The 18939-nt window shown below is 71.3% G+C and carries 12 protein-coding genes; 5 read left to right on the top strand and 7 right to left on the bottom strand.

All coding sequences use genetic code 11. The annotated features are described in order from the left end of the window. Window positions 1-9: 9 nt before the first annotated feature. From M8C13_RS00930 to M8C13_RS00940, 3 genes are all read right to left on the bottom strand, one after another. A complete protein-coding gene (locus M8C13_RS00930) occupies window positions 10-1941 on the bottom strand; it encodes an alpha-L-fucosidase (RefSeq protein WP_252478471.1) in 1932 nt (643 codons plus the stop codon). Window positions 1942-2228: 287 nt separating this feature from the next. Continuing rightward, on the bottom strand, window positions 2229-2957 hold the full coding sequence (locus M8C13_RS00935; RefSeq protein WP_252478472.1) for an expansin EXLX1 family cellulose-binding protein: 729 nt from the start codon (window positions 2955-2957) through the stop codon (window positions 2229-2231). Window positions 2958-3119: 162 nt separating this feature from the next. Further along, window positions 3120-5036, bottom strand: a complete 1917-nt coding sequence (locus tag M8C13_RS00940) for a glycoside hydrolase family 9 protein (protein WP_252478473.1) — start codon at window positions 5034-5036, stop codon at window positions 3120-3122. A gap of 269 nt (window positions 5037-5305) precedes the next feature. On the opposite strand from M8C13_RS00940, the gene M8C13_RS00945 reads away from it, so the two are divergent. The 4 genes from M8C13_RS00945 to M8C13_RS00960 all read left to right on the top strand — a co-directional run bounded on the left by M8C13_RS00945 (window position 5306) and on the right by M8C13_RS00960 (window position 10609). Further along, window positions 5306-7213, top strand: coding sequence for a glycoside hydrolase family 44 protein (locus M8C13_RS00945; protein WP_252478474.1), 1908 nt, complete (start codon window positions 5306-5308; stop codon window positions 7211-7213). Between the two features lie 264 nt (window positions 7214-7477). After that, complete coding sequence (locus M8C13_RS00950; protein ID WP_252478475.1) at window positions 7478-9058, top strand: ATP-binding cassette domain-containing protein; 1581 nt, start codon at window positions 7478-7480, stop codon at window positions 9056-9058. Window positions 9059-9063: 5 nt separating this feature from the next. Further along, window positions 9064-9798 (top strand): class I SAM-dependent methyltransferase, encoded by a 735-nt coding sequence (locus M8C13_RS00955; protein ID WP_252478476.1) that lies wholly within the window; start codon window positions 9064-9066, stop codon window positions 9796-9798. Window positions 9799-9841: 43 nt separating this feature from the next. Beyond that, window positions 9842-10609, top strand: coding sequence for a hypothetical protein (locus tag M8C13_RS00960; protein ID WP_252478477.1), 768 nt, complete (start codon window positions 9842-9844; stop codon window positions 10607-10609). 21 nt (window positions 10610-10630) lie between these two features. On the opposite strand, the gene M8C13_RS00965 is transcribed toward M8C13_RS00960, so the two are convergent. From M8C13_RS00965 to M8C13_RS00980, 4 genes are read right to left on the bottom strand one after another with little or no spacing between them, the layout of a single operon-like run. Next, the gene (locus M8C13_RS00965) at window positions 10631-11863 is read right to left on the bottom strand and encodes a serine hydrolase (protein WP_252478478.1); all 1233 of its coding nucleotides are present in this window, start codon (window positions 11861-11863) and stop codon (window positions 10631-10633) included. After that, entirely contained in the window at window positions 11860-12981 is a 1122-nt protein-coding gene (locus tag M8C13_RS00970) for a serine hydrolase (RefSeq protein WP_252478479.1), read from the bottom strand. The genes M8C13_RS00965 and M8C13_RS00970 overlap by 4 nt, the downstream gene beginning before the upstream one ends. Window positions 12982-13039: 58 nt before the next feature. Next, window positions 13040-16057, bottom strand: coding sequence for a BTAD domain-containing putative transcriptional regulator (locus M8C13_RS00975; RefSeq protein WP_252478480.1), 3018 nt, complete (start codon window positions 16055-16057; stop codon window positions 13040-13042). Between the two features lie 16 nt (window positions 16058-16073). After that, complete coding sequence (locus tag M8C13_RS00980) at window positions 16074-16916, bottom strand: intradiol ring-cleavage dioxygenase (RefSeq protein WP_252478481.1); 843 nt, start codon at window positions 16914-16916, stop codon at window positions 16074-16076. A gap of 174 nt (window positions 16917-17090) precedes the next feature. Here M8C13_RS00980 and M8C13_RS00985 point away from each other — a divergent pair, with 174 nt between their 5' ends. Further along, a complete protein-coding gene (locus M8C13_RS00985) occupies window positions 17091-18938 on the top strand; it encodes a polysaccharide lyase family 7 protein (protein ID WP_252478482.1) in 1848 nt (615 codons plus the stop codon). Window position 18939: the final 1 nt, after the last annotated feature.

Here is an 18939-nt window from a genome sequence, read left to right on the forward strand (position 1 = left end):
CCGGATGACCTAGGACGGGATGAGCTGCCACTGCTGCTGCGGCGCGTGGTGGTAGTCCCACTGGTCGAGGACCGTGCCGTCCGCGGTCGAGGCGTCGGGGACGTTGAGCACGCGCTGGCTGAGCCGGTTGGTGAGGATGAAGAAACCCTCGCCGACCGGGGTGACCGCCCAGTGCTGCTGGTGCAGGCTCGCGCCACCCCGGATGTTCATCTTTCCGCCGTTGCCCCGCGCCAGGCCACCGACCTCCAGCAGCTTTCCGCTGTTCTGGTCACGGATCCTGAAGTACCCGTCCCCGGTGGAGATGAAGGTCCACTTCTGCCCCGCGTTGTCCTGGCGGCTCCACTGCTGCACCGGGGTGCCGTCGGCCGTGGCGGAGTTCTGCACGTGCAGCACCTTGCCGCTGTGCCGGGCCTGGATGCGGTAGACGGTGTGCGCGAGCGGGAAGCGGGAGACCAGCCGGGGGCGCGCGAGCCGCCCGCCGAGGTGGATCCCGCTGATGTTGACGTAGCCACCGGTGGCGGCCGTGACGTGGATGCGCACGAAGCCCACGTCGCGGCCGGCCCACTCGGCGAGCTTGAACTGCTGGCCAGCCGCCCAGTCGACCGCGGCCACCTTGGTGAAGTCGACCCCGTTGGTACTGGTGGAGATCGTGGCCGCGGTGATGTCGCCGTTGGTGTTCGTGCTGTCCCGGTGCCACTGCTTGGGCAGGTACTCCAGCGTGGACACGTTGCTCCACACGCCGCCCAGGTCGATCGTGATCGTCTGCGGCAGGGTCCGGCCGCCACCCCAGGTGGACCAGCAGCTCTCGAACCGGACGTCGCTGCGGTTGTCGATCGCGTGGTAGGCGAACTCGCCGCTGTTGAAGGACGAGGCGTAGGCCGTTACCGGGTTCACCGGCCACTCCACGCGCAAGGGCTGGGCAGGCAGTGGCGGGCGCGAGTGGTTCGGGCTCCAGGCCGCGCCGACCTCGGCGAGCCGGGTGACGATGTTGGCGTCGAGCCTGCCGTCGCGGTTGGGCGGGCAGTTGAGCAGGTACGAGGTGTACTTCGGTTCCAGGTCCTTGAGGTCGGCCAGGATCGCGTCGCGGGCGCGCGGGTTCGTGGTGGGGGTGCTGGGATGCCAGAACCAGCCGTTGCTGATCGTCTCGCCCTGGACGCCCGCGTAGGTGTTCCCCTCGGGGGCCCGGACGCCCAGCGGCGCCTCGAAGAAGATCGCGTCGCTGAGCCAGGGCTGCGACAACCCGCCGATGTCGATGATCACGCAGTTGGGCTGCAAGGACTTCACCAGGTTATGGACCTCCTGGTAGGGGATCTGCTGCTGACCCATCTGCCAGGACCAGCCGTCGGTGACCAGCATGTCGATGGCGCCGTAGTTCGTCAGCAGCTCGCGGATCTGGCCGAGCACCACGGTCATGTCGCCCGGTTCGATGGTCTGCGTCTGGTCGCTGACGTGACCGCCGAGGGCCTGGATGGTGTGGGTGCGGTCCCAGATCGAGTAGTACAGCCCGACCTTCAGTCCCCGGGCGCGGAACGCGTTCACGTACTGGCGCACCACATCCCGCCGGTAGCCCGAGTACGCCACGTTCTGCTTGCCGAAGGCCGTGGGCCACAGCGCGAACCCGTCATGGTGCTTCGTGGTCAGCACGCCGTAGCTCATCTTCGCGGCCGCGGCCGCGGCCGCCCACTGTGCACAGTCCACTGAGGACGGTGCGAACAGCGAAGGGCTCTGGCCACCCGCCGCCCACTCCTCGTCGGTGAAGGTGCCGAGGTTGAAGTGGTTGAACATGCCGAAGCGGAGGTCGACCAGCTTGGCCAGGTTCGTCCGGGCCTCCGCCGCGGAAGCCCCGAGCGGCTGGCCCACGAGGCCCGGCAGCACCGTCGCGGCGGCCGCGACACCCGTTGCCGCCAGAAAGCCGCGGCGGGACATTCCTGATGTCGTCATCAACGCTCCCACTGTTCGCGCCGCAACACCGCGGCCTTCGATCGGGACATCACCGTCCCGGCCCGGTTTCACCACAGGCGAGCCGCATGATCAGTGACAGCAGAAGGCTAGCAATACATCCCATCTCCTGAAAGGGGTCAGCGAATCTTGTTGAACCGTCAATCGAGTGAAAACTACGCCTCAACAGCGGTTTTTCCGTATTCGACATCGAATTCGACAACTTGATCTAGACGCGACGTCGGCAAACTTCTCGCAGCCCTCCGATGTATGACCTGGGTTAGGCCTGTTCAGCGTTGGGTGAACTGCAGGTTCGTGGACTGGGCAACGCCCGGCCGGACCGGCAGCGAGTCGCTGACCAGTCGCTGCCCGTAGATGTCGGTGATCGCGATGGCACCGCCACAGCCGGCGCCGTCCTCGGACAGGAAGTAGTTGTAGTCGGTTCGCCGCAGCTGCTTCCACCCGCCGCCGGCCCGCACTTCCAGCCGCGCCACCGGGTTGCGGTGGTTGACCACCTGGATCCCGCACCACCACTGGCTGGACCCGTCCTTGTAGCGCAAGGAGATCCCGCTCGACATGCCAGGGCTGAGCAGCTTCCAGGTCACCGAGATCTCGCCGACCATCGGGTCGGCCAGGCGGGCGAAGGCTTCCTTGGTCAGGTCGAGCTGACCGACCCGGCACGGCGACGGGCAGAGGTTGTTGACCCGCACCCGCAGGGTCCTGCCGTTGGACGCCCGCACCTCCAGGTGCGCACCGCAGGCCTTGGACGTCTCGTAGTCCGTCTGGTTCATCGCGACGGTCATCGCATCGGGGCTGGGACCGAACAGGCACGCGCCGTCACCGTCGCTGTCGTACCACGTCGCCGGGCCTTTGTAGCTGACCCCGGGCTTGATCCTCCCGGCCAGTGGCGCGTCGGCGGCGACCGCGCCGCTCGCGCCGGCGGTCATCACCAGTCCGGCGACCACGGACCCGATCAGCCAGCGCAGGAACCCACGACCCCGGCAACTCGACACGATCATCGAAACCCCTTTCCACCGCTGGAAACTTCGTGCGCGCAGCGAAGAGGGGGGCGATCGTGGCACAGATCCGGTTGTTCGGGAACCACGCCGTCGAATCGACTCGATTCGACACAGCTGGTGGAACCGGCGCGGGGCGCACGCCGTACGCCCCGCGCCGGCGTTTCACCGGGGCTGGGTGCTGGGTTCCTTGCCCCACACCACGTTGCCGTCCTGACGGAGCACGATCCGGTCCGTCTGCACCACGGTGTTGCCGGTGCCCAGACCGGCACGGGACCAGTCGTTGGCCGGATCCCAGGTGCCCGAGCTGGTGATGCGGAACTGGACTTCCTTGCGGTGCGGCGACTGCCCGGCCGGGCTGACGCCGGTGCACGGGATCTCCACGTAGTACACCGAACCGCTGTGCCGGGTCGGCGCGCTCGCCGTGCCGCACTGGCTGTAGTTCATGGTCACGGTGAGCTGGCTTGGCGTGGTCGCGCCGTCGAGGGTGAAGTAGTAGCGCAGCGTGCCGTTGAAGGTCCGCGCGGGCCAGGCGCTCTTGTTGAGCACGAACGCCTTGATCTCGGTGAACTGGGCGGCGCTCTGGTTCACCGAGGCCTGCACGGTCAGCTCGGGGCCGTCCGGGGTCTCGGCCGAGGGGAAGCCGGCCAGCGGGCTACCGCCGAACTCCCGGTACAGCCGCGCGAGCGCACCGGTGAAGGCGGCGTTGTAGTCCAGTGCCACCTCGTTCATCACGTAGTCGCCGCGGCTGTCGGTGTAGGCGTCGTCGTTCGTGCTCGGGCCGCCGACCAGCGCGCCGTAGAGCACGTGCCGGGTCGCGACGGGTTCCTGGATGTTGTCCGCCCACGAGCCGTGCGCGGTGCGGTGGTGCGGGTTGCGCGGCGGGTTGGCGCCGAAGCCGACGACGTAGCTGGCGTTGCGGGGGTTGGCGCCGAGGGCGTAGTTGATCTGCCGCACGCCGAAGTCGTGGTAGGTCCTGGCCCGCGCACTGTCCCTTGTGGACAGCCAGTCGGAGTAGACCAGCGCGGTGAACGCCGTGTTGGCCGCGTAACGCAGCGAGCCCCATCGGTCCAGCACCGCCTGGCCGCCGGGCGAGTAGCGGACCCGGTTGCCGTTGTGGCCGGTGGTCCAGAAGTCCAGCCACCGGTTGGCGTCGGTGACGTAGGCCTGTTCGCCGGTCAGCTTCGCCATGAGCACGTAGGCGCCGTAGGACTTGTCGTCCCAGGCGATCGTCCACCGGTACGAGCGCTCGCTGCTCTGCGGTTCGGTGCCCAGCTTCGCGTACTCCGCCTTGGCCTTGGCCAGGTAGCTGTCCTCGCCGGTGGCGCGGTAGAGCCAGATCGCACCCCACACCAGCTCGTCCTGGTAGCCGCTCCAGGAGTTGTAGAAGCTGGCCGCGTCGGTGATGCAGGAGCTGTACTTGCCCCGGTAGGTGTCGGCGAAGGCGTAGAGCTGCTTGGCATGGGTGACCAGGGTGGCGGCGTAGGCCGGATCGGTCTGCCGGAACACCATCGCCGAGGAGGCCATCGCCGCCGCGTACTCGCCCGCCAGGTCCGAGCCGGGGCAGGACGGGTCCACCTTGTACGACGGCCGCGCCATCGGCATCACCTCGGCCGAGCCCCACCAGGCGTGGTCGGGGTTGCCCGCACCGACCTGGCCGTAGACCACGTTCGGGGACGGATGCGCCTTGATGATCCAGTCGGTGCCCCAGCGCAGGTTCGACATCAGGTGTTCCAGCTGCCCGGAGCTCGCGTACGCGCCCCGGTTCTCCACCGCGCCCCAGGCGAGCATCGACATGCTGAAGGCGAACGGCAGGCCGAACTTGACGTGGTCGCCCGCGTCGTAGAAGCCGCCGGAGAGGTCCAGGCCCACGTCGCTGCCATCGCGCAGTGCCGAGTCACCGCGCCAGCTCACGCGGTTGCCCGCGGGCAGTTTCCCGGACCGTTGCGCGTCGTAGAACCAGACGGACTTCTGCAGGGCTTCGCCGTAGTTGAACGCCGGGGCGGCCGAGGACACCGCGGGCAACGGATTGATCAGGCCGGCGAACAGCGCGGCGACGGTCGCTATTACCGCTCTCGACATGCGCCAGTGCATGTGAGCCTCCAAGGGCAGGGGGTGCAGAGGCTGGACTGGGAGCGCTCCCAGACCGGGACTGTAGTGCGCCGGACACGCCGCGCAAAGAGGGCCGCCGTCACATTTCACCCCAACGCCGGGCAAGCGGCGCGCGAGCGTGGGCCGATCGGCTCTTCCTCGCACCGTCCCGGCTAATTACAGTCCCCCTTATCTGGGAGCGCTCCCAGTCCAGTTCCGGCAACGATGCTGCGAGGGCCTTCATGCGACCAAGAAGTCTGGTGCGAGGCGGATCAGCCCTCGCGGTGCTCACGCTCACCGCGATGCTCACCGGCCACGCGGCCACCAGCGCCGCGGCGGCGGCCACGGGGCCCGCGCTGTCGGTGGACGTCTCCGCCGCCCGGCACACGATCAGCCCCGACATCTACGGCCTCAACGGCGGCGATCCGGCGTTCAACGCCGAGATCGGCCAGTCGGTGGCGCGCTGGGGCGGCAACGCGAGCAGCCGCTACAACTTCAAGAACCGCACCTACAACACCGGCAGTGACTGGTTCTTCGAGAACATCGTCGCCGACCAGGAACGCTCCGTCGAGGGCATGGTCAAGTCCAACCTCGACCGCGGCATCAAGCCGGTCGTCACCGTGCCCCTGATCGGCTGGGTGGCCAAGGACTCGCCGTCGGTGCACCCGTTCAACTGTGGCTTCCCGGCGACCCGGTTCCCGCAGCAGGACAAGTTCGACGAGTGGGACCCCAACTGCGGCAACGGCCAGCTGGACCAGAAGAACCTCACCGGCGTGCCCGCCGACACCTCGATCAAGGCGGACGCGGCCTTCGCCGGGGAGATGGTGGCGCACCTGGCGAACAGGTTCGGCCCGGCGGCCCGGGGTGGCGTGCCGATCTACCAGCTCGACAACGAGCCGGTGCTGTGGGCCCACACGCACCGCGACGTGCACCCCGAGCCGGTCTCCTACGACGAGCTGGGTGGCAAGGGCACCGCGACCGCCGCGGCGATCAAGGCCGCCGACCCCAGCGCCAAGGTGCTCGGCCCGTCCGGCTGGGGGTACTGCGAGTGGGTCGCCTCCGGGGTGGACGGCTGCGCACCGGGCGCCGACTCGGCCGCGCACGGCGGGCTCAACCTCTCCCAGTGGTACCTGAAGAACATGAAGGACTACAGCGATGCCCATGGCGGGCAACGCTTCCTGGACTACTTCGACCAGCACTTCTACCCGCAGATCAGCGGTGACAAGGACCCCGCGGCCAACGCGTTGCGGCTGCGGTCCACCCGGTCGTTGTGGGACCCGACCTACGTCGAGGAGAACTGGATCGGCCCCGGCGGGGTCAACGCGCCGCCGCTGCAGTTCATCCGCACGATGAAGTCGTGGATCGCCCAGCACAACCCCGGCACCAAGACCGCGATCACCGAGTACAACTGGGGCGCGCTGGACCACATCAACGGCGCGCTGGCGCAAGCCGACGTCCTGGGCATCTTCGGACGCGAGGGCCTCGACCTGGCCACCATGTGGGGCGAGCCCAAGCCGACCGATCCGGGCGCCTACGCGTTCCGGATGTACCGCAACTACGACGGCGCGGGCAGCCGCTTCGGTGACGTCAGCGTGTCGGCGACCGCCGCCGACCAGGGCAGGCTGGCGGTCTACGCGGCGCAGCGCTCCGCCGACAAGGCGGTGACCGTGATGGTCGTCAACAAGACCGGCGGCGAGCTGACCTCGCCGCTGTCGGTGGCCGGGTTCGACAGCGCCGGTGCGGCGCAGCGGTTCACCTACGGCGAGGCCAACCTGGGCGGCATCGTGCGCGGCGACGACCTCCAGGTGAGCAACGGTCAGGTCAACGCGACCTACCCGGCGAACTCCATCACGCTGCTGGTCCTGCCCGCGGCCGGGTGCTCGGCCAGCCTGCACGTCAACGGCGACTGGGGCACCGGGCACGCCGCGACGGTGACCGTCACCAACGACCGCCGCACGGCGATGACCGGGTGGCGGGTCAGCTGGACCTGGCCCGGCAACCAGCAGGTCACCAAGTCCTGGAACACCACCCTGAAGCAGGATGCCGCCGCCGTGGTCGCCACAGACGCCGGGTGGAACGGCTCGATCGGTGCCGGCGGCAGCACCACCTTCGGGTTCCAGGCCACCGGAAGGGCAGCGCCACCGACACTGACCTGTACCCCAGCCTGAGCACACCCGCGCGGTTGGCGGGCCAGCCGCAGTCGGCCCGCCAACCGCGACAGCCGGTAATTCGGTTGGTCCCCTCCGGTGGCCTGACTAGCCTGGCCGCCATGCACTACAGCGCCGGCTTCGCCGCGATGAGCGCGGTCATGCCGCCCAACTCCGCCGCCTGACGGCGGCGCACCGAGACCTTTCTCCCTGCCCGCCGTTCCGGCCATCGCCGGGCGGCGTGTTCGTGCTGCCCGGCTCCCACCAGAGCTGCGGAGCATTTCCTTGTCCATCACCCCTCATCTGCGCGCCACCGATGTCTCGGTCACCCTGGGCGGGCGCGTGCTGCTCACCGACGTCTCCGTCACCGTCTCGGCTCGGTCCCGGCTGGCCATCGTCGGCGAGAACGGCCGGGGCAAGACCACCCTGCTGCACGTGCTCGCCGGGCTGCGCGTCCCCGACCGGGGTTCGGTGCACCGCGCGGGCACCTTCGGCCTGTCCCAGCAGGCCCTGCCCGCCCAGCCCGGGGCCACCGTCGGCTCGCTGACCGACGAGGCCCTGCACAGCGCCCGCGCCGCGCTGCGCGCCCTTGAGGCCGCCACCGACGGCCTGACCAGGGGCGAGGACGGCGCGGACGAGCGCTACGCCCGCGCCCTGGACGCGGCCACCCGCCTGGACGCCTGGGACGCCGAGCGGCGGCTCGACGTGGCCCTGGCCGGACTGGACGCCTGCACCGACCGCGAGCGCGAGCTGCGCACGCTGTCGGTCGGGCAGCGGTACCGGGTGCGGCTGGCCTGCCTGCTCAGCGCGGGGCACGACATCCTGCTGCTGGACGAGCCCAGCAACCACCTCGACGCCGGTGGGCTGACCTTCCTCACCGAGCGGCTGCGGGCGCACCGGGGCGGGCTGGCGCTGGTCAGCCACGACCGCACGCTGCTGCGCGAGGTGACCCGCGAGTTCCTCGACCTCGATCCCAGTCAGGACGGCAGGCCGCGGTGGTACGCCGGGGGTTACGCGGCCTGGCTGGAAGGCCGCCGGCGGGACCGGGCGCGGTGGGTGCAGGAGTACGAGGAGCAGCAGGCCGAACAGCGTGGCCTGGCCGTCGCCCTCGACCAGGCCAGGTCGCGGCTGAGCACCGGGTGGCGGCCGGACAAGGGCACCGGCAAGCACCAGCGGCAGTCCCGCGCGCCGGGTGTGGTGCAGGCGCTCAACCGGGCGCAGGAGGCACTGGAGGCGCACCGGGTCACCGTGCCCGCGCCGCCGCTGACCCTGCGCTGGCCGGAGCCGAGCACCCGCGCCGGAGTTGGGCTGTTGCGCGCCCACGGCGTGAAGGTGACCGGTCGTCTTGAGGAGGAGGTGACGCTCACGGTGAACGGCGGCGACCGGTTGCTGATCACCGGCGGGAACGGGACCGGGAAGTCGACCCTGCTCGCGGTGCTGGTCGGGGAGCTGGCGCCGACCAGCGGCGAGGTGCGGCGGCTGGCCGGCGCGCGGATCGCGTTGATCGCCCAGGAGGTGCCGGACTGGCCGGGTGAGCTGACCGCACGCCAGCTGTTCGAGCGGGCGGCCCTGCCCGGCTCGCCGACCGCCTCCGGCCTGCTCGACCGGGAGGCCGCGCGCACCCCGGTGGCCCGCCTGTCCCTCGGCCAGCAACGGCGGCTGGACCTGGCCATGAAGCTGGCCACCCGCCCGGACCTGGTGATCTTCGACGAGCCCACCAACCACCTCTCCCCCGCCCTGGTCGACGAGCTGACCGAGGCGATCGCCGGCACCAGCGCCGCCGTGGTCGTGGCCACCCACGACCGCGGCCTGCTGACCGAGCTCGCACAGTGGCCCCGGCTGGCGCTGCGCGGAAAGGCAGGATGACAACCATGGAGCAGGACAGAGACCGGCAGGCCCGCTCGTTCGGCGCGGCCGCGGACACCTACGAACGCGGCCGCCCCGGCTACCCACCGGAAGCCGTGACCTGGCTGGTGCCCTGGGACGCCCGCACCGTGGTCGACCTGGGCGCGGGCACCGGCAAGCTCACCCGCGCGCTGCGCGCCCCGGACCGCGAGGTCATCGCGGTGGAGCCCTCGGACGGCATGCGCGAGCAGTTCGCCCAGGTGCTCCCGGAGGTCCGGGTGCTGGCAGGCAGCGGCGAGTCCATTCCGTTGCCGGACAACAGCGTGGACGTCCTGGTCTGCGCGCAGGCCTGGCACTGGGTGGACCCGGCGCTCGCGGTCCCGGAGGCCGCCAGGGTGTTGCGCCCCGGCGGGTGGCTGGGCCTGGTGTGGAACGTGCGCGACGTGTCGGTGCCCTGGGTCGCCGAGCTGGAACGGATACTGCGCGACTACGGCCCGGCCACCAACGAGGAGCGGCAGGACAACCAGGTCGGTGAGCCGTTCGGCCCGGTCGAGCGGCAGGACGTCCGCTGGCGGCAGCCGATCACCACGGCCGAGGCGCTGGACATGGTCGCCTCGCGCAGTTACGTGATCACCCTGCCGACCGCGACCAGGGAGGAGTTGCTGGGGCGGGTGCGCGCGCTGCTGGCCGACCGGCGGCCGACGGAGATGCCGTATGTGACCGAGTGCTACCGGATGCGGCTTCCGTTGACGGACAGGTAGAAACACTCAGGACAAGGTGGCGGTGGCACGGTTGGCTGCCAACGTGCGTACTTCCCGTCTTGTTCCCGCCGTCGGCGCGGTGCTGGCGCTGACCGCGTGTGCCCATCCCGGCGACTCGGAAACCGACCGCCAGGCCGACACGCTGGCCACCGCGATCAGCCATCCGCCGCAGCCGGACGCGGCGGGGTTCGCGCGGGCCGCGCTGGCCACCACGCTGGGCAAGTCGGAGAGCTTCGCGGTGCTGGTGGCGCGGGAGGTGCCGCACGGGGTCCACGCCGCGGAGCAGACGGCCCACCTGGTGATCCGCATTCATCAGCCGGCCTTGGAGCCCAGAGGGGTTTTCGGCAAGTCGAGGCCAGCGCGGGATGTCTGTTACGAGATGAACTTCAACTACTACGGGATCATGGGCAAGCCGGAGCGGACGGCCTGCCCGAAGGATGCCACGCCCTACACGCCGCCGCCGCTGCCGGTGTACTGGAAGCTCCCGCACGACGCGGGTGACAAGCTCGTGGCGTTGTTGCGCGGCCTGCCTTCCGCGCCGGTGCAGGAGGAGGTGCTGGCCGCGGTGCGCGAGGAGATCGGGTTTCCGCAGCCGGATCCGGCCGGCAAGACGCCGTGGGAAGGGGCGCGGGTGGTAGTGGCCGGGGCTGATGTCGGGGTGGCGGTGTGGGCTGGGCGCGGGGAGTCCAGGGACTGTGTGATGGCGGCACGCAAGGCCGGGAACGTGCGCACGTACGGGTTGTCCTGGCGGGAGACCCAGGCCGGTGAGAGCGGGCCGGGGTGCAGTCCGGAGACCGCGCTGCGGGGCTGAGCGGCCCCGCAGCGCAGCCGGTCAGGCCGAGCGGCGGGGCATCGCGCGGCCGTTGTGCAGGAAGCGGGCTTGGCCGTGGCCGTTGTCGCCGAGGAAGTGGTGGATGCGGTGCAGGCCCTGCTCCGGCGCGGCGGTGATCAGAGCATTCTCGCCGTGTGGCAGGAGCCGGACGCCGTCGGCCCGGACCTCGCCGGTGTGGTCCTGAGTGATCGTGGTGGCGGCGAGGGAGTTGCCGTAGGTGCCGAGGTAGCGGGTCGCGTCGATCGGGCCTGGGGCCGGTGCCGGGGGCGCGGGTAGGTCGATGCCGGCCAGGTCGCGGAGCAGGTGGGTGAGGAGTTTCTGGTGCAGGGCTTCGGCTTCACCGCCGTTGGTGAGCAGGGCGATGGCGAGGTCCAGCTCCGGGATCAGGCGCAGGAACGCGGCTTGGCCGATGGTGTTTCCGTTGTGGCCGTACATGGTGTGCTCGCCGAGGTGGAAGACCTCCCAGCCCAGTGCCCAGGCGTTGCCGTGCGCGGTGATGGGCGCGATGCGCACCTGTTCGGCCCGCATGGCTTGACTGACTTCGCCGGTGAAGTGGCTGCGGGCGAAGGAAAGCAGGTCGCGGGCGCTCATGGTGAGCACCGAGCCCGCCGCCGCGAGGGAGCGGGGCAGGGCCCAGACCGTGGTGGGCTGGGGTGGGTCCTCGGGGCTGGGTTGGAGGTGGCCGACCGCGGCGCGGTGCAGGATGGCCTGGTCCGCGTCGGTGGCGGTGTGGGTGAGGTTCAGCGGTCGGATGAGGTGGTCGGTGAGGCACTGGACGAACGGCTTGCCGTGCAGGGCTTCGATGATCTGGCCGAGGACGCAGTAGCCTGCGTTGTTGTAGGAGAACAGCTCGCCCGGTTCGAACAGCTGGGCTGCCTCGCTGAGGTTGTACTCGTCACCGTCGAAACCCGCGGTGTGGCAGAGGAGCTGGCGGGTGGTGATCACCGCGGCGGCTGACTCGTCCGCGAGCCGGAAGTCCGGCAGGTAGGCGCGGACCGGGCGGTCGAGGTCGAGCTTTCCCTTGTGCGCCAGCTGCATGGCCAGGGTGGCGGTCCAGACCTTGCTGACCGAGCCGATCTGGAACAGCGAGTCGGTGGTGACCGGGACGCCGGTGCGGGTGTTGAGCAACCCGGCGGCGTGTTCCCGGTGCTCGCCGTTGGCGTACACGCCCAGGACCGCGCCGGGCACCCGGTGTTCGGCGATCAGCTCGGCCAGCGCGTTGTGGATGCTCATGAGCCGAAGACCGCCTCGAAGATCTGGTAGCAGGCCAGGTACCAGTTCCAGTCGCCGTTGAGGTGCATCGCGACCAGCCGCTCGCCGTCGGGGGTGCCCATGGCCAGGGTGACGCTGCCGCCCTCCACGCCGGAGAGCACGTGCACCACCTGGCCGTCGGCCAGCGTCCACTGGCTGACGCCGGTGCCGTAGCGGGCGTTGGGCAGCCAGTCGGCGGTGGGGACGGTGTGCCACATGGTGTTGTGCTGGGCCTGCGGCAGCAGGGAGCCGGTGATCAGCGCGGATGCCAGCCGGAGCAGGTCGCCGGTGGTGGAGACCAGGCCACCGGCGGCCCAGCCGGAGTAGGTGCGGTCGGTGACGTCGGCCGGGTCGGTTTCCGGGCCTGCCAGCAGCGAGGCGTAGTTGTCCACGGTGAGGCTGGCCGGATCGACGTCGTCCCGGATGAACATCCGGCTGTAGGCCTTGGGATGCGGGCCGCGGAACCGCTGTTCGGCCAGGCCGCGCACGTAGGTGCCGGTCAGGCCGAGCGGCTCGATCACCGTGCGGGTTACCTCGTCTTCGTAGCTGCGGCCGGTCGCCTTCTCGATGATCGCGCCCGCGAGGTGGTAGCCGCCGTTGGCGTAGGCGAACCCCTCCCCCGGCTTGTGCCGCGGCGGGACGGCCAGCTGGAGCCGGATCAGTTCGTCCACAGTGGACACGTCGTAGCGGTGTGCGGCGAAGCCGGCCCTGGTGTGGTACTTGCGCACGATCTCCGGGCTCAGGCCGGTGATGCCCAGGCCGCTGGTGTGGGTGAGCAGCTGCCGGATGGTGATCTCGCGGCCGTCGTTGCCGTTGCCGCGGACCACGCCGGGCAGCCAGGTCTCCACCGTGTCGTCCAGGCTCAGCCGTCCCTCGGCCTCCAGGGTCAGCAGCGCGGTGGCGGTGCAGGCCTTGCCGACGCTGCCGGTGTGGAACTGCTCCCCCGGTTCGCGGCGGCGGCCGGTGCTCAGGTCGGCAACTCCGGCCGAGCCGAACCAGGTGCCGTGCTCGTCCCGGATCTCCGCGACCGCGCCGGGGGTGCTCTGTTCGGCCACCACCCGGTCCAGCGCGTCCTGCACCCTCTGGTGTGTGTTGGTCATGGTGATCACGCTGGCCGGAGGCGCTGACAGCGGTCTGACACGGGCCTGACGAGCGCGGTCAGAGCGTGTGCAGCCGTTGCCGCGCTTGGTCTCTCGACAGTCCCGCGCCCCGGCCGAATGCCAGCGCGAAGGCCGGGCCGAGCTGGGCGGTGAGCTCGTCGGTCAGCGCGCGCAGCTCCGGGTCACCCCGGTCGACGGCGCCGCGAATGGCCTGGCTGAGGCCGAGCGCGAAGGCCGCCTCAGCCGGTGGCAGCAGCCGGGCCAGCAGTTCCGCGGCCCGTGCCGGAGCCACCGCGGCGACCAGGGGCAGCGGTTCTCGCGCGGCCGGGTCGCCGGTGTCGATGCGGGTGGCCATCCGGACCGGGGCGATGAGCATCGCGGCGGCCTGCTCCGCGCCGGGCAGGCCGTGCACCGAGGCTTCCAGGCCGTCCAGCAGCTCGTGGGCGCGGCCCGGGTCGCCGGTGCGGCGGTGCAGGTCGGCCAGGGCGACCAGGGGTTCGATCCGCAGGTGTGGCTCGCCGCGCTCGACCGCCTGGCGCAGTGCGGTGTCCAGCTCCCGCCGTGCCCCCGCCGGATCGCCCGCCCGGGTCCGCTGGACGCCGAGTTTGGCGCGGTAGGCGGTCTCCTCCGCCCAGCCGGGCCCGGCCACCAGCGCCACGCTCCGCGCGAGCGCGGCCAGGGCCTGCTGCTGCTCCCCCGCGATGGCGTGGTCCTGGGCCACCGCGGCCAGGGTGTGTGCCAGCACGAGCCGGTCGCCGCACTCCTCGAACCCGCGCAGCGCCTGCCGTCGCAGCGCCGCCGCGCCCGGCCAGTCGCCCTGGTCCTCGCGGAAGAACGCCCGCAGCAGGTTCCCGCCCGCGGCCGCCCACGGGTCTCCGGCCTCGCGCAGCTGCTGCTCGGCCAGGTCGTGGAGCCCGGCGAGGTAGGCCGAGGGAGCGGTCGCGATCAGCAGGGTCGGGTGGCGGGTCAGCGCGCCGGTGGCCAGGCAGTCCTCGACGAGCGCGCGCACCCGGTCGGGGCCGGGGAAGGTGACCTCGGCGGTGAGCTCGTGCAGCGCGGTCAGCCCGGCCCGGCTGTGGCTGGGCAGGGCGTCACCGAAAGCGAGCACCTCGGCCACAAAGCCCTCGGCCCTGGCGTCCAAGCGGAACATCTTCCAGTACCAGGTCAGCGCGGCGACCAACCGCGCCGCCGCGTCGGCTTGGCCGTCGGCGATGGCGACGCGCAGGGCGTGCACCAGGTTGTCGTGCTCGGTGTCGAGCAGGCGCGACGCGTCGAGCTGGTCCCGGTTGCGCAGCCGGGGTTCCTGCTCCTCGGCCAGGGCCAGGAAATGGCGCACGAACCGGTCAGCGAGGGGTTCGCGGTCGGCCAGCCGGTCGGCGGCGTAGGCGCGGATGGTGGCCAGCATCCGGTACCGCTGCCCGTCCCACTGCACCAGGGACTTCTCCACCAGCGCGCCGAGCAGGTACACGAGGTCCTCGGCCGGCAGTGTCTCGTCGGCGCAGACCGCTTCCACCGCAACCGTTCCCGCCCCGCCGGGGAAGATCGACAGCCGGGCGGCCAGCAGCCGTTCCGGTTCGGTGAGCAGGTCCCAGCTCCACTCGACCACCGCGTGCAGCGTGCGGTGCCGGGGCAGCGCGCTCCGGCTACCGGAGGTGAGCAGCCGGAAGCGGTCGTCCAGGCGGGCCGCGATCTGCTCGGCGGTCATCGAGCGCAGCCGGGCCGCGGCCAGTTCCAGGGCCAGCGGCAGGCCGTCCAGGCGGCGGCAGATGTCCGCGACCGTCTCATCCACCGCGAATCCCGGCCGCACCGCCCGTGCCCGGTCGAGGAACAGCCGCACCGCGTCGGGCTGGGCCAGCGGCTCCAGACGGCACAGCGCCTCGCCGGTGATGGCCAGGGGTTCCCGGCTGGTGGCCAGGATCCGCAGTCCTGGCAGGCGGGTCAGCAGCTCCTCGGTGAACTTGGCCGCGGAGTCCACCAGGTGTTCGCAGTTGTCCAGCACCAGCAGCGCGTCCTCGGGTCCGATCAGCTCCGCGAGCTGGTCGAGCACCGGCTGCCGCGCCCCGCCCAGCCGCACCCTGGCGGCGCTGAGCACCCCCAGCACCGCCTCGGCGACCTCCGCCGCCCCGGCCAGCGGCACGAACCACACCCGTGCGGGCACCGGCTGCCGGGCCGCCGCCTCGATGGCCAGCCTCGTCTTGCCCACCCCGCCCGGTCCGACAATGGTGACCAGTCGGGCGGCCGCGAGCTGGCCGGTGAGCAGGTCCAGTTCCGTCTCGCGTCCGGTGAAGCTGGTCAGCTGCGCGGGCAGCCGCCCCGCCGCCGGTTGTGGCCGCGCGGCCAGCGGTTCGAGCTCACCGCGCAGCACGGCCAGGTGCACCTGCCGCAGCTCGGCCCCTGGATCAACCCCCAGCTGCTCGGCCAGCGCGCGGCGCACCTGCTCGTACACCGCCAGCGCCTCCGCCTGCCGCCCCGCCTCGTACAGCGCCCTCATCCGCAACGCGGCCAGTCGCTCCCGCAACGGATGCGCTTCCGCCGGCTCGGCCAGCACCTCCTCGGGCCTGCCCAGTCGCAGCGCCGCTTCGGCCCGGTCCTCCACCGCCGCCAGCCGGGCCTCGGCCAGCCGACCGGCCGCCGCCCGGACGAACTCCGCATCGGGCAGATCGCTCAGCGCCGCCCCGGTCCACAGCCCCAGGGCCGCGTCCAGGCTGGCGATCGCGGCGGCGGGATCACCCGCGGCCAGCTCCCGGCGGCCGCGCGCGGCCAGCTCCTCGAACCGCGGCGCGTCCACCTCCGCCACCAGCCGGTAGCCGCCACTGGCCGACTCCACCGCCGCCGCGCCCACCGCCTTGCGCAGCCGGGAGACCAAGGCCTGCAAGGTGTTGGTGGCGTCGGCCAGCGAGTCCGCGCCCCACAGGTCGTCGATCAGCACCTCGGCGGGCACCTGGCGGCCGCGGGCCAGCGCCAGCCGGGCCAGCAGCAACCGCACCCGCGCGCCCGGAATCGCGATCGGCGACCCGTCAGTCTGGGCGCGGACCGGTCCCAGCACCGCCACCCAAGTCCCGCTGCCTTCGCGCACTCCCCATTGTTACCGGTCAGCGCGGCGCGGTCCTGGTGTCCACGCCGATGGTGAGCTTCGCCGCGTATCCGGTGCGCACGTCACCGGTCACCGTGGCCAGCTGCGTTCCACCGGTGTCGTCGCGGAACACCGAGTCGCGGGCCAGGCTGACCCGCTGGAAGTTCGGGCCGGAGGACTCGTAGCCGGGCTGGGCGTAGACCGCCTCGGACACCTCCTTGGGCAGCGCGAGCTGGGAGGTGGCGATCACCTTGGCCACCTCGGTGATGCTGCCGCCGTCGGGGTAGACCTCGAAGTGCACGTGCGGCCAGCGGCCGGGGTAGCAGGCGGGGAAGACGCTGCGGAAGCGCACCCGGCCCTCGGCGTCGGCGAGCTGCACCCCGCGCAGGTAGTTCGCGTTCTCCGCGCCCGCGGAGTACATCGAGTAGCGACCCTGGGCATCGCACTGCCAGACGTAGACCGCCGCGCCCTGGAACGGCTTGCCGCCGGCCAGGTCCAGCACGGTCAGCTCCATGGTCATCGGCACGCCGGTCGCGGCGCCGGTGGCGGAGCCGAAGCTGGCGCGGATGTCCTCGCGCACGATCCCGCTCTGGGCAAGGACATCCGGGCCGTTGGAGCCGTCACCGGGGTAGGGACCGGCGGTCTCCTCGGGGATCTCGGCCACGGCTCCGGTGGTGGCCGGGGCGGAGGTGGCCGCCGGGGTGCAGGCGGCCAGCGCCACCCCGGCGCCGAGGCCGAGCAGGCCCAGCACGCGGCGGCGGCTGAACAGGGTGCCCAGGTCGAAGCCCAGGCCCTGGTCGACCAGTTCGTCCTGCGGCCGGGGCAGCGGGCGGCCCTGGTAGGTGCGGTTGTCCTTCGGCATGCCGTCCACGATGCTGACCAGGACTGTCGGCGAGCTGTGCGGTGGCTGTCGCAATCCTGAAGATGTCGTCTGGGACCGATCCCGGCGCGGGCTGGCAGGCTGCCCGGCGGTAGTCCGTCCAGATGAATTGAGGTTGCGATGCGGTTGACTCATCGTGCTTCCCGCGCATTACTGGTGGGGGCGCTGGCGGTCGGGGTCTGCGGGGTGCCCCTGTCCGCCGCCGCGGCGGCGGGTTCTCCGTTGCCCGTCAGCGGGGTCAGGGCGCTCTCCGACGACGGCAACGTCGCCGCCAACACCCTCGACCGCGATCCGGCCACCCGCTGGTCCGGTCAGGGTGACGGGGTGTGGATCGAGTACGACCTCGGCTCACCCCAGACCGTGGGATCGGTGTCACTGGCCTGGCACAAGGGCGACACCCGGCAGGACACCTTCGACGTGCAGCTGTCCCAGGACGCCGCGTCCTGGACCACCGTGCTGGCGCGCAAGACCAGCAGTGGCAGCACGGTCGCGCCGCAGGTCTACGACTTCGCCGACGCCTCGGCCCGGTACCTGCGCGTGGTCGGGCACGGCAACACGGTCAACAACTGGACCAGCATCACCGAGACCGTGATCAACGGGGCCGATGGCGGCGGCGGGGGCGAGTGCCGCTACCCGGCCGACGTGCTGGACCTGAGCAACTGGTACATCGGCCTGCCGATCGGCGCGAGTGAGAAGCCGAAGAACGTCGAGCAGCCGGAGCTGGCCACCTACGCCATCGACCCGTGGTTCCGCGCCACCGAGGACTGCGCCGCGGTCCAGTTCCGGGCCGCGGTCAACGGGGTCACCACCAGCGGCTCGAACTACCCGCGCTCCGAGCTGCGCGAGATGAACGGCCGGAACAAGGCCAGCTGGTCCTCGACCTCGGGCACGCACGAGATGGTGATCGACCAGGCCATCACCGCGGCGCCGAAGGGCCGGCCGAACGTGGTCGCCGGGCAGATCCACGACGGCTCCGACGACGTCTCGGTCTTCCGGCTCGAAGGCAGCAAGCTCTACATCACCGATGGCGACAGCAAGCACACGCTGATCACCGACAGCTACCGGCTGGGCACCAGGTTCCAGGCCAGGTTCGTGGTCAGCGACGGCAAGATCAAGGCCTATTACAACGGTGAGCTGAAGGCCACGCTGTCGAAGAAGTTCAGCGGCGGCTACTTCAAGGCAGGCGCCTACACCCAGGCCAACTGCGGCAACGCCTCGCCCTGCGACAGCGGCAACTACGGCGAGGTGAAGATCTACGGCCTGCGCGTCAACCACGGCCAGGACCAGCCCGCCGACCAGACCCAGGCCGCGGTGCGCAACAACTGGGGCACCCCGCTGCCCATCTCCGACGAGTTCGACTACACCGGCCCGGTGGACCCGGCGAAGTGGGCGGTGCCCTCCGGCAACGTCGGCGGCACCCCGGGCTGCTGGGAGGGCCACGCCAAGAACGGCCGCCGCTGCGCCAAGAACAGCACGGTGGCCGACGGCATGATGACCATGCGCGGTGAGGCCAACGGCGACACCGGCTGGCTGCGGCAGAAGCGGGACGAGCAGTACGGCAAGTGGGAGATCCGCTCCCGCTCGCGCAACATCGGCCCCAGCGGCGGGCTCTACCACCCGCTGCACCTGATCTGGCCCACCGCGGGCAACCGGCTGGAGAACGGCGAGTACGACTGGGTGGAGTACTCGAACCCGGACGCCCAGTGCCTGACCGCGTTCCTGCACTACCCGAAGAGCCCGACCGACAAGAAGGAACGCAAGGACCTGTGCCCGCTGGACATGACCCAGTGGCACAACTTCGCCTTCGAGTGGACCTCGCAGGCGCTGGTCGGCTACGTGGACGGGGTCGAGTGGTTCCGCTACTCCGGCGGCGCGGGCGCCGATCGGGGCGACATCCAGGCGATGCCCTCCGGGCACCTGAACATCCAGCTGGACAACTTCACCGGCGCCGGTGGCCTGCGTCCCGCGGTGTTCGAGGTGGACTGGGTGCGGGTGTACCAGTGAC

This window comes from Crossiella sp. SN42 (assembly GCF_023897065.1).
In the GTDB taxonomy this organism is placed as follows: domain Bacteria; phylum Actinomycetota; class Actinomycetes; order Mycobacteriales; family Pseudonocardiaceae; genus Crossiella.

Coding starts and splice junctions, on each gene's coding strand:
- M8C13_RS00980 (WP_252478481.1), bottom strand. CDS start 16,916: ATGCCGAAGGACAACCGCACCTACCAGGGCCGCCCGCTGCCCCGGCCG.
- M8C13_RS00940 (WP_252478473.1), bottom strand. CDS start 5,036: ATGTCGAGAGCGGTAATAGCGACCGTCGCCGCGCTGTTCGCCGGCCTG.
- M8C13_RS00970 (WP_252478479.1), bottom strand. CDS start 12,981: ATGACCAACACACACCAGAGGGTGCAGGACGCGCTGGACCGGGTGGTG.
- M8C13_RS00965 (WP_252478478.1), bottom strand. CDS start 11,863: ATGAGCATCCACAACGCGCTGGCCGAGCTGATCGCCGAACACCGGGTG.
- M8C13_RS00930 (WP_252478471.1), bottom strand. CDS start 1,941: ATGACGACATCAGGAATGTCCCGCCGCGGCTTTCTGGCGGCAACGGGT.
- M8C13_RS00955 (WP_252478476.1), top strand. CDS start 9,064: ATGGAGCAGGACAGAGACCGGCAGGCCCGCTCGTTCGGCGCGGCCGCG.
- M8C13_RS00935 (WP_252478472.1), bottom strand. CDS start 2,957: ATGATCGTGTCGAGTTGCCGGGGTCGTGGGTTCCTGCGCTGGCTGATC.